10 protein-coding genes are annotated in these 9718 nt (G+C 60.3%); 4 read left to right on the top strand and 6 right to left on the bottom strand.

The genetic code is table 11. The features are described 5' to 3' along the window. Window positions 1-137 precede the first annotated feature (137 nt). Together erdR and QRN61_RS19900 are read left to right on the top strand one after the other, a co-directional pair. Entirely contained in the window at window positions 138-788 is a 651-nt protein-coding gene (erdR, locus tag QRN61_RS19895) for a response regulator transcription factor ErdR (RefSeq protein WP_027611090.1), read from the top strand. Between the two features lie 74 nt (window positions 789-862). After that, entirely contained in the window at window positions 863-1225 is a 363-nt protein-coding gene (locus QRN61_RS19900; protein ID WP_003222276.1) for a diacylglycerol kinase, read from the top strand. On the opposite strand, the gene QRN61_RS19905 is transcribed toward QRN61_RS19900, so the two are convergent. Then, window positions 1222-2148 carry a LysR family transcriptional regulator gene (locus QRN61_RS19905; protein WP_007964377.1) on the bottom strand — a complete coding sequence of 309 codons (927 nt, stop codon included), beginning with the start codon at window positions 2146-2148 and terminating at the stop codon, window positions 1222-1224. The genes QRN61_RS19900 and QRN61_RS19905 overlap by 4 nt on opposite strands. Window positions 2149-2281: 133 nt before the next feature. On the opposite strand from QRN61_RS19905, the gene fpr reads away from it, so the two are divergent. Beyond that, window positions 2282-3061, top strand: coding sequence for a ferredoxin-NADP reductase (gene fpr, locus QRN61_RS19910; protein ID WP_007908723.1), 780 nt, complete (start codon window positions 2282-2284; stop codon window positions 3059-3061). A gap of 171 nt (window positions 3062-3232) precedes the next feature. On the opposite strand, the gene tsaA is transcribed toward fpr, so the two are convergent. From tsaA to rimO, 5 genes are all read right to left on the bottom strand, one after another. Then, window positions 3233-3931 carry a tRNA (N6-threonylcarbamoyladenosine(37)-N6)-methyltransferase TrmO gene (tsaA, locus tag QRN61_RS19915; protein WP_027611092.1) on the bottom strand — a complete coding sequence of 233 codons (699 nt, stop codon included), beginning with the start codon at window positions 3929-3931 and terminating at the stop codon, window positions 3233-3235. A 9-nt stretch (window positions 3932-3940) separates the two neighbouring features. Further along, window positions 3941-4408 (bottom strand): YehS family protein, encoded by a 468-nt coding sequence (locus tag QRN61_RS19920; RefSeq protein WP_027611093.1) that lies wholly within the window; start codon window positions 4406-4408, stop codon window positions 3941-3943. Window positions 4409-4480: 72 nt separating this feature from the next. After that, the gene (locus QRN61_RS19925) at window positions 4481-5191 is read right to left on the bottom strand and encodes an rRNA pseudouridine synthase (protein WP_096795873.1); all 711 of its coding nucleotides are present in this window, start codon (window positions 5189-5191) and stop codon (window positions 4481-4483) included. A 188-nt stretch (window positions 5192-5379) separates the two neighbouring features. Beyond that, on the bottom strand, window positions 5380-5853 hold the full coding sequence (locus QRN61_RS19930; protein ID WP_096795874.1) for a GNAT family N-acetyltransferase: 474 nt from the start codon (window positions 5851-5853) through the stop codon (window positions 5380-5382). 219 nt (window positions 5854-6072) lie between these two features. Next, window positions 6073-7410 carry a 30S ribosomal protein S12 methylthiotransferase RimO gene (rimO, locus tag QRN61_RS19935; protein ID WP_003222282.1) on the bottom strand — a complete coding sequence of 446 codons (1338 nt, stop codon included), beginning with the start codon at window positions 7408-7410 and terminating at the stop codon, window positions 6073-6075. A gap of 349 nt (window positions 7411-7759) precedes the next feature. Here rimO and QRN61_RS19940 point away from each other — a divergent pair, with 349 nt between their 5' ends. After that, complete coding sequence (locus QRN61_RS19940; protein WP_409347906.1) at window positions 7760-9601, top strand: potassium transporter Kup; 1842 nt, start codon at window positions 7760-7762, stop codon at window positions 9599-9601. Window positions 9602-9718 lie beyond the last annotated feature (117 nt).

Genomic DNA, 9718 nt, shown 5'->3' on the forward strand with positions numbered 1-9718 from the left:
GGTTTGAAACGCCGTGTTTGCTCGTGATTGGCGTTGAACGTGCCCCTGTGGATAGCGCTGTGCGGCGGTATCTCGAGTTGCTTTGGCGAGGCCCGAATGCGTCGGGTCTGCCATCAAAAAACAGGATCATTTGAAAAATGGCCACATACGACATCCTGATTGCCGATGATCACCCTCTGTTTCGTAGCGCGCTGCATCAAGCGGTGACACTGGGCCTTGGCCCGGATGTGCGACTGGTGGAGGTGGCGAGCATCGCCGAGCTGGAAGCGCGCCTGACCGAAAAATCCGACTGGGATCTGGTCCTGCTGGACCTGAACATGCCCGGCGCGTTCGGGTTTTCCGGTCTGGTCATGCTGCGCGGGCAGTACCCGCAGATTCCGGTGGTGATGGTCTCGGCCCAGGAAGAAGCTTCGGTCATGGTCAAGTCCCGGGAATTCGGCGCCAGTGGCTTCATTCCCAAGTCCAGCGACCTGAATGTGATTCAGCAAGCTGTGCGCAAGGTGCTCGATGGCGATGTGTTCTGGCCCCCGCAGGCATTCGAAGCCGTCAGTGTCTCCGATGAAGCCAAAGCCGCCAGCGACGGCCTGGCCAGCCTTACCCCGCAGCAGTTCCGCGTACTGACCATGGTCTGTGAAGGCCTGCTCAACAAGCAGATTGCCTACGAGTTGAGCGTGTCCGAAGCGACCATCAAGGCCCACGTCACGGCGATCTTTCGCAAGTTGAATGTGCGCACCCGGACTCAGGCGGCATTACTTCTGCAACAACTTGAGTCAATTCCGAGCCAATAAAGGCTGGCGTCTTCACGCTTTTTTGACTTTTGTTGCTCTAGCTTTCCCACTCCTTTCTGGTTGGTTTTTACGTTATGTCACCTTTCAAGGGCCAGACCGGCCTGAAACGCATCCTCAACGCATCCGGCTACTCGCTGGACGGCCTGCGCGCAGCCTTCACCGGCGAAGCCGCATTCCGCCAACTGGTGCTGCTCAATGTGGTGCTGATTCCGCTGACGTTCTTCCTGAATGTCAGTCGCGTCGAACAGGCACTGCTGATCGCTGTGTGCCTGCTGGCGCTGATCGTCGAGTTGCTAAATTCGGCGGTGGAAGCGGCGATTGACCGCATTTCCCTGGAACTGCACCCGCTGTCGAAGAACGCCAAGGACATGGGCAGCGCCGCGCAATTCGTGGCCCTGAGCATGATTGCCCTGGTGTGGGCGGTGATTCTGCTTTAAGCGATACTCGGCAAGACGATCTCGTCGCTGCGCTGCACCCCGGCGGTGAAGGCGCGGCACAGATCGAGAAACTCGCGCATGGCCGAAGTCTGGTATTTCTGCTTGTGCCAGATGAAGTAGAACTGCCGGGCCAGATCCAGATCCGGGGTTTCCACCGCCACCAGGCTGCCGCGCCGAAACGCATCGCGCAGCGCCAGCCGCGAAATACAGCCAATCCCCAACCCTGATTCCACCGCGCGTTTGATCGCTTCGGTGTGCTCCAGCTCCAGGCGGATATTCAACGCACTGCGATGGTGCCGCATGGCCTGATCAAAGGTCAGGCGCGTGCCGGAACCCTGTTCACGCAGGATCCACGCCTCGTGCGTCAACTCTTCCATGGTCGCGCTGCCGCGTTTGGCCAGCGGATGCTGCGGCGCGCAAAACACCACCAGTTCATCTTCCACCCAGCTCTGCACTTCGATGTCCGGATGGCTGCAGTCGCCTTCGATTAGACCCAGATCAATTTCGTAATGAGCGACTTGATGCACGATATTGGCAGTGTTCTGTACATGCAGCTTCACTTGGCTTTCCGGGTGGCGCTGCATGAAGCCGCCGATCAACAGGGTCGCCAGATAATTGCCGATGGTCAGGGTGGCGCCCACCGAGAGTGAGCCGAAACCGGATTTGCCGTTGAGCAGGTCTTCGATTTCCTTGGACTGGTCGAGCAGTGCCACCGCTTGCGGCAACAGCTGTTTACCGAGGGCGTTCAGGCTCAGGCGTTTGCCGGCGCGATCGAACAGCTGGCAGCTGGACTGGCGCTCCAGTTCGGTGATCGAGGTGCTCGCCGCCGACTGCGAGAGGTTGAGCAGACCCGCAGCACGGGATACGCTCTCCTGCTGGGCGACGGCGACGAAGACTTGCAGTTGACGAAGAGTAAATCGCATATCGATATAACCGATAACCCTTATCTTAATAATCCAGTTAACAGATATTGTCGTCGCTATTAGAATGCGATGCAATTGCGCACTGTTGGCCGCAAAGGCGAGCGCAGACCCAATATCCAGGAGTCCCACGTACATGAGCAACATGAACCACGAGCGTGTCCTCAGTGTTCATCACTGGAACGACACTCTGTTCAGCTTCAAGTGCACCCGTGATCCGGGCCTGCGCTTCGAGAACGGTCAGTTCGTGATGATCGGCCTGCAACAGCCCAACGGCCGCCCGCTTATGCGCGCTTACTCGATCGCCAGCCCGAACTGGGAAGAGCATCTCGAGTTCTTCAGCATCAAGGTGCAGGATGGTCCGCTGACCTCGCAGCTGCAGCACCTGAAGGAAGGCGACGAGATCATCATCTCGAAAAAGCCTACCGGCACCCTGGTGCTGGACGACCTGAACCCGGGCAAGCATCTGTATCTGCTGAGCACCGGCACCGGTCTGGCGCCATTCATGAGCGTGATCCAGGATCCGGAAACCTACGAGCGCTTTGAAAAAGTGATCCTGGTGCACGGCGTACGCTACGTCAACGAAGTCGCCTACCGCGAATTCATCACCGAGCACCTGCCGCAGAACGAGTTCTTCGGTGAAGCGCTGCGTGACAAGCTGATCTACTACCCGACCGTGACCCGCGAGCCGTTCGAGAACCAGGGCCGTCTGACCGACCTGATGCGCAGCGGCAAGCTGTTCAGCGACATCGGTCTGCCACCGATCAACCCGCAGGACGACCGCGCAATGATCTGCGGCAGCCCGAGCATGCTCGACGAGACCAGCGAAGTGCTCGACAGCTTCGGCCTGAAGATCTCGGCGCGTATGCGCGAGCCGGGTGACTACCTGATCGAGCGTGCATTCGTCGAGAAGTAACCCGCAATACCTGTGGGAGCGGGCTTGCTCGCGAAGGGGGGCTGTCAGTCGACGTCAATGTTGAATGGCGCACCGCTTTCGCGAGCAAGCCCGCTCCCACAATGGTTTCGTGCTACGCAGAAAAGCCCGTGTTGCCTGAGAAGGCAGCGCGGGCTTTTGCGTTTCCGGGGTTCAGGTGTTGGCGGGGATGACTTCCAGTACCCGGATTTGCTCCGGCGTCGGGTAATGCCAGCGCACGTCCAGATCCCAGAACTGCGCACCGTATTCGCGCTCTGGTGTCGGCGTCTGATACGCCGGACGCGGATCCTGCGCCAGACACTGCTCGATCAGCTCGACCAAAGGCTCGCCAAGGCGCTGAGCATGGCCGTGTGCCTGTTGCAGTGCGGCGTCCGTCCACCGCACGTCAATCAGCTGTGGCGCGGCGCTGGCGATGCTGTTGGAGGCGTCAGCGATGATGTCGGCGTAAGGTACATAGGGTTTGATGTCGAGAATCGGTGTGCCATCGAGTAAATCGATGCCCGAAATGAACAGCCGATTGGCCTCGACTTTGTCCAGCTTCACCACTGACTGCCCGATGCCATTGGGCCGGTGCGTTGCCCGGGTGGCGAACACGCCCATCGACTTGTTGCCGCCCAGACGCGGTGGCCGCACCTTCAGACGCGGCTTTTCTTCCAGCGCCTGATGAAACAGGAACAACAGCCAGACGTGGCTGACCTGCTCCAGCCCTTGCACGGCGTCTCCCTGATCGAACGGCGCCACCAGTTCCAGCACGCCACGGGCGGCGGGAGCCAGTTGCGGCTGGCGCGGGATGGCGAACTTCTCCTTGAAACAGGAGCGCACGAAGCCGATGGGTGAGACGCTGTAAGTCACGTTTCGTTATCAGCCGCGAACGCGCAGGGTCAGGCCCTTGAGGAAGTTGCGCAGCAACTGGTCGCCGCACGCGCGGTAGTTGGTGTGGCCGACCTTGCGGAACAGTGCGCTCAGCTCAGGCTTGGACACCGGGAACTCGGCAGCCTTGAGTATCGCGTGCATGTCGTCTTCCTTGAGTTCGAAGGCCACGCGCAGCTTCTTCAGGATGATGTTGTTGGTCACTGGCACTTCGATCGGCTGCGGCGGACGGCTTTCGTCCTTGCCGCGCTTGAACACCACCAGACCGTCGAGGAAGTGCGCCATGACTTCGTCCGGGCAGCGCACGAAGCCTTCTTCGTCTTCTTCTTTCTTGTCGAGGTACGCGACGACGTCTTTGAGCTCCACGTCCAGACCGCCGAGCTTGATGATCTCGATGACTTTCTTGTCGCTGATGTCGAGCATGTAGCGCACGCTGCGCAGTACGTCGTTATGAATCATGTGGGTAATCCTGATAATCGTTGTGGGCAGCACGCAGGCGCGCTGCCGGAATGTGTGGCGGCAGTGGAAGCCTTAGAACTTCTCTTTGCCGGACAGGTAGCGCCATTGGCCCACCGGAACCTTGCCAATCGACACGCCGCCGATGCGGATGCGGCGGATGCCGATGACCTTCAGGCCAACCGCTTCGCAGAACTGGGCGATGATCCCCGGCTGCGGGTTCTTCATGGCGAAGCGCAGGCGGTTTTCGTTCTGCCAGCTGGCCTTGACCGGCGGCAGCTCCTTGCCCTTGTGGGTGAGGCCGTGCTGCAGGCGGTTGAGGCCGTGGGCAACCATGTCGCCTTCGACCTCGACCACGTATTCCTGCTCGATCTTGGCCGCGTCGGCAGTCAGTTTGCGCAGCACTTTCCAGTCCTGAGTGAACACCAGCAGGCCGCTGGCCTTGGGCTGCAAATCGGCGCTGGCCGTCAGGCGCAGGAAGTGCCCGCGCAGCGGGCGTTTGCCGTAGCGGTGCTCGTCGCTGAGGGTGTCGGCGCTGAGCGACTGCATGGCGGTGTCGACATCCATGCCGGCCGGCACGTTGAGCAGAATCGTAACCGGCTCCGGCGCGGTGGCCTGAGCGTCCTTGTCGAGCTCGACCTTTTGGTCGCCGACCTTGAATTGCGGTTCGTCGATCACTTCGCCGTCCACGGTGACCCAGCCGCCCTCGATGAACAGCTCGGCCTCCCGGCGGGAGCAACCGACCAGTTCGATGAGGCGTTTGGAGAGGCGAATCGGGTCAGTCATGACAGGGCCGTAACAAAAAAGGGGTGGGCATTGTACCTGCCTGGCGCCGGTTAAGCCCGGTTCCATTTGCAGGGGTTCGCAATTCCTGTGGGAGCTGGCTTGCCAGCGATGGCATCACCTCGGTGCATCTGTCAGACCGAGTCGCCTGCATCGCTGGCAAGCCAGCTCCCACAGGGTTCTACGATGTGTCAGCCGTTACTTGAGCGCTGCTGGGGCTGCCGCAGGCGCATATGCAGCAACGGGTACGGCTGGCCCATGCCATCCACCTCCGAGCGGCCGATCACTTCAAAACCCTGCTTGAAATAAAACCCCAGCGCCTGCGGGTTCTGTTCGTTGACGTCCAGTTCATCGGCATTCAGATGTTGCATGGCGTAGTTGAGCAGTTTCTTGCCCAAGCCTTGGCCACGATACTCGGGATCGATGAACAGCATTTCGATCTTGCCCGCCGCCACCCCGGCGAATCCGGTGATGCGTTGCTGATGATCCCTGGTACAAATCAGCATCACCGCGTCCAGATAACGGGTGAGCACCAGATTGCGCAGCAACTCGATGTAGCTGTCCGGCAGAAAATCATGGGTCGCGCGGACCGAGGCCTCCCAGACCCGGGTCAGTTCCTGATAATCGCTGAGTTTCGGCGTGTGAATGACCGAATGCTGACGCATGCCCGATGGCCTCTTGTTCGTTTCAAGGGAGTCCTTCCCCCGGTAAACGATAGCCGTAAAAAAGCCCCGCATCTCGTAAAAAAGAGCGGGGCTTTTGATGACACGACTATCCCCTGTGGGAGCGGGCTTGCTCGCGAAAGCAGTGTATCCGTCGGCATATCCAGTGACTGATACACCGCCTTCGCGAGCAAGCCCGCTCCCACAGGTATTTTGTGGTGCTTAGATCTGCTCAGCCCACAGGTCGTATTCGTCAGCGTCAGTCACCTTGCACCAGACCTTGTCGCCCGGCTTGAGGTTGCTGCCGTTGTCGATGAATACGTTACCGTCGATTTCCGGGGCATCGAAGAAGCAGCGGCCGACGGCGCCTTGCTCGTCGACTTCGTCCACCAGCACTTCGATCTCGCGGCCGATGCGCATTTGCAAACGGGCCGAGCTGATCGCCTGCTGGTGCGCCATGAAGCGCTCCCAACGGTCCTGCTTGACGTCGTCCGGTACCACTTCAAGGTCCAGATCATTGGCAGGGGCGCCATCGACCGGCGAATACTGGAAGCAGCCGACGCGGTCGAGCTGGGCTTCGGTCAGCCAGTTCAGCAGGTACTGGAAGTCTTCTTCGGTTTCGCCCGGGAAGCCGACGATGAAGGTCGAACGGATGATCAGATCCGGGCAGATCTCGCGCCAGTTCTTGATCCGCGCCAGGGTCTTGTCTTCGAACGCCGGGCGTTTCATCGCCTTCAGCACTTTCGGGCTGGCGTGCTGGAACGGGATGTCCAGGTACGGCAGGATCTTGCCGGCGGCCATCAGCGGGATCAGCTCGTCGACGTGCGGGTACGGGTAAACGTAGTGCAGACGGACCCACACGCCCAAGGTACTCAGCGCTTCGCAGAGTTCGGTCATGCGGGTTTTCACCGGCGCGCCGTTCCAGAAGCCGGTGCGGTACTTTACGTCGACGCCGTAGGCGCTGGTGTCTTGCGAAATCACCAGCAGCTCTTTGACGCCGGACTTGACCAGACGCTGAGCTTCGTCGAGCACATCACCCACCGGACGGCTGACCAGTTTGCCGCGCATCGACGGGATGATGCAGAAGCTGCAGCTGTGGTTGCAGCCTTCGGAAATTTTCAGGTACGCGTAGTGACGCGGGGTCAGCTTGATGCCTTGCGGCGGTACCAGGTCGATCAGCGGGTTGTGATCCTGACGCGGCGGCACCACTTCGTGCACGGCGTTGACCACTTGCTCGTACTGCTGCGGACCGGTCACGGCCAGCACGCTCGGGTGTACGTCGCGGATGTTGCCTTCTTCCACGCCCATGCAACCGGTGACGATCACCTTGCCGTTTTCCTTGATCGCTTCACCGATCACTTCCAGCGACTCAGCCTTGGCCGAGTCGATGAAGCCGCAGGTGTTGACCACCACCACGTCGGCGTCCTGATAGGTGGACACCACGTCATAGCCTTCCATACGCAGCTGGGTCAGGATGCGCTCGGAGTCGACCAGTGCTTTCGGGCAACCCAGAGATACGAAGCCAACCTTTGGATTGGCCGGCGCAGGAGTGGTGGACATGTCTAACCTCGGTGTTTTGTGACGTCGCTTGCCGTGTGGGAAAGCCGACGGATGGGCGCTTAGGGTGCGCCTCTGATCAAAAAGTGCGCAATTCTAGCGATGAGCAACGCACTTGACCAGCTTTATGCAGGGAAATACGACGAGTGCTGCGCTATGCTTCGCGCCGTTGAGCTTTACCAATTTTTTACAGTCAACAAAACGTCTGTAACAACAGGTAAAACAGCGCATGCTGCACCACAAAGCATAGTGCTTCATTCAAAGAAGCCGGTTCGAGAATCAGGAGTGTTGGATGGGTCAGGCAAGTAGTCAGGCGGCGGGCGCCGAGCATTCGGCTGCAAAACCGCTGAGCATGCTGGTCGCGGCAGTCGGGGTAGTTTACGGCGACATCGGCACGAGCCCGTTGTACACCCTCAAAGAAGTGTTTTCCGGCGCGTATGGCGTGCCCGTCAATCACGATGGGGTACTGGGTATTCTGTCGTTGATCTTCTGGTCGCTGATCTGGGTCGTTTCGATCAAATACATGATGTTCGTCCTGCGCGCCGACAACCAGGGCGAGGGTGGCATCATGGCGCTCACCGCACTGGCACGCCGTGCGGCGGGCAAGCGCAAGAGGTTGCGTTCGTTGCTGGTGGTTTGCGGACTGATCGGCGCGGCGTTGTTTTACGGCGACAGCATGATCACCCCAGCGATTTCCGTGCTGTCGGCGATCGAAGGCCTGGGCCTGGCGTTCGACGGCATCGACCACTGGGTGGTGCCGCTGTCGCTGGTGGTGCTGGTCGGCTTGTTTCTGATCCAGAGCCACGGTACGGCGCGGATCGGCATTCTGTTCGGGCCGATCATGGTCACCTGGTTTCTGGTGCTCGGCGCCCTCGGGGTGTATGGCATCAGCCATTACCCGGAAGTGCTGCATGCGTTGAATCCGGTCTGGGCGGTGCGTTTCTTCATGGTGCACGCCGGCATGGGCGTGGCGATCCTCGGCGCGGTGGTACTGGCGCTGACCGGTGCCGAAGCGCTGTACGCCGACATGGGCCATTTCGGGCGCAAGCCGATTGCCCGTGCGTGGTTCCTGCTGGTGCTGCCTGCACTGGTGCTGAACTACTTCGGTCAGGGTGCTTTGCTGCTGGAAAATCCGGAAGCGGCGCGTAACCCGTTCTACCTGCTGGCGCCGAGCTGGGCGCTGATTCCGCTGGTGGGGCTGTCGACGCTGGCCACGGTGATCGCCTCGCAAGCGGTGATTTCCGGCGCGTTCTCCCTGACTCGTCAGGCGATCCAGCTCGGTTACATCCCGCGCATGTACATTCAGCACACCTCCAGCGATGAACAAGGTCAGATCTACATCGGCGCGGTGAACTGGTCGCTGATGGTCGGCGTAGTGCTGCTCGTACTCGGCTTTGAATCCTCTGGCGCCCTGGCTTCGGCCTACGGCGTGGCAGTGACCGGCACCATGCTGATGACCACCATTCTGGTGTCGGCCGTCATGCTGCTGCTGTGGAAATGGCCGCCGGTCCTCGCGGTGCCGGTGCTGATCGGTTTCCTGCTGGTTGACGGTCTGTATTTCGCCGCCAACGTGCCGAAGATCGTGCAGGGCGGTGCATTTCCGGTGATCGCCGGTATTGCGCTGTTCGTGCTGATGACCACCTGGAAGCGCGGCAAGCAATTGCTGGTCGAACGCCTCGACGAAGGCGCGTTGCCGCTGCCGATCTTCATCAGCAGCATCCGCGTGCAACCACCGCACCGCGTGCAGGGCACGGCGGTGTTCCTCACCGCACGCTCCGACGCGGTGCCGCATGCGCTGTTGCACAACCTGCTGCACAACCAGGTACTGCATGAGCAAGTGGTGCTCCTGACCGTGGTCTACGAAGACATCCCGCGCGTGCCGCCATCGCGCCGCTTCGAAGTCGAGGCCCACGGCGAAGGCTTCTTCCGGGTGATCCTGCACTTCGGCTTCACCGACGAGCCGGACGTGCCGCAGGCGCTGAAACTGTGCCACCTCGAAGACCTCGACTTCAGCCCGATGCGCACCACCTACTTCCTCAGCCGCGAAACGGTCATCGCCTCGAAACTCGAAGGCATGGCCCGCTGGCGCGAGGCGCTGTTTGCGTTCATGTTGAAAAATGCCAACGGCAACCTGCGGTTCTTCAATCTGCCGCTGAACCGGGTGATTGAACTGGGGACGCAGGTCGAGATGTAACCCCGCCTCAACTGAAAAGCCCCCGTCAGCTTCAAGGCTGGCGGGGGCTTTTTTGTGCCCGCTGTCGCGTCCTGAATAAGGTTTACACCTTCTGACCAATCTTCAGGAGGATTCAAT

The sequence above is a fragment of the Pseudomonas sp. lyk4-TYG-107 genome, from assembly GCF_030209055.1.
Lineage (GTDB): Bacteria > Pseudomonadota > Gammaproteobacteria > Pseudomonadales > Pseudomonadaceae > Aquipseudomonas > Aquipseudomonas putida_A.

What these genes read in the sequence shown, in the direction of transcription:
- erdR (WP_027611090.1), top strand. Translation starts at nt 138, where the DNA reads ATGGCCACATACGACATCCTGATTGCCGATGATCACCCTCTGTTTCGT.
- QRN61_RS19900 (WP_003222276.1), top strand. Translation starts at nt 863, where the DNA reads ATGTCACCTTTCAAGGGCCAGACCGGCCTGAAACGCATCCTCAACGCA.
- QRN61_RS19905 (WP_007964377.1), bottom strand. Translation starts at nt 2,148, where the DNA reads ATGCGATTTACTCTTCGTCAACTGCAAGTCTTCGTCGCCGTCGCCCAG.
- fpr (WP_007908723.1), top strand. Translation starts at nt 2,282, where the DNA reads ATGAGCAACATGAACCACGAGCGTGTCCTCAGTGTTCATCACTGGAAC.
- QRN61_RS19920 (WP_027611093.1), bottom strand. Translation starts at nt 4,408, where the DNA reads ATGATTCATAACGACGTACTGCGCAGCGTGCGCTACATGCTCGACATC.
- QRN61_RS19925 (WP_096795873.1), bottom strand. Translation starts at nt 5,191, where the DNA reads ATGACTGACCCGATTCGCCTCTCCAAACGCCTCATCGAACTGGTCGGT.
- QRN61_RS19930 (WP_096795874.1), bottom strand. Translation starts at nt 5,853, where the DNA reads ATGCGTCAGCATTCGGTCATTCACACGCCGAAACTCAGCGATTATCAG.
- rimO (WP_003222282.1), bottom strand. Translation starts at nt 7,410, where the DNA reads ATGTCCACCACTCCTGCGCCGGCCAATCCAAAGGTTGGCTTCGTATCT.
- QRN61_RS19940 (WP_409347906.1), top strand. Translation starts at nt 7,760, where the DNA reads ATGCTGGTCGCGGCAGTCGGGGTAGTTTACGGCGACATCGGCACGAGC.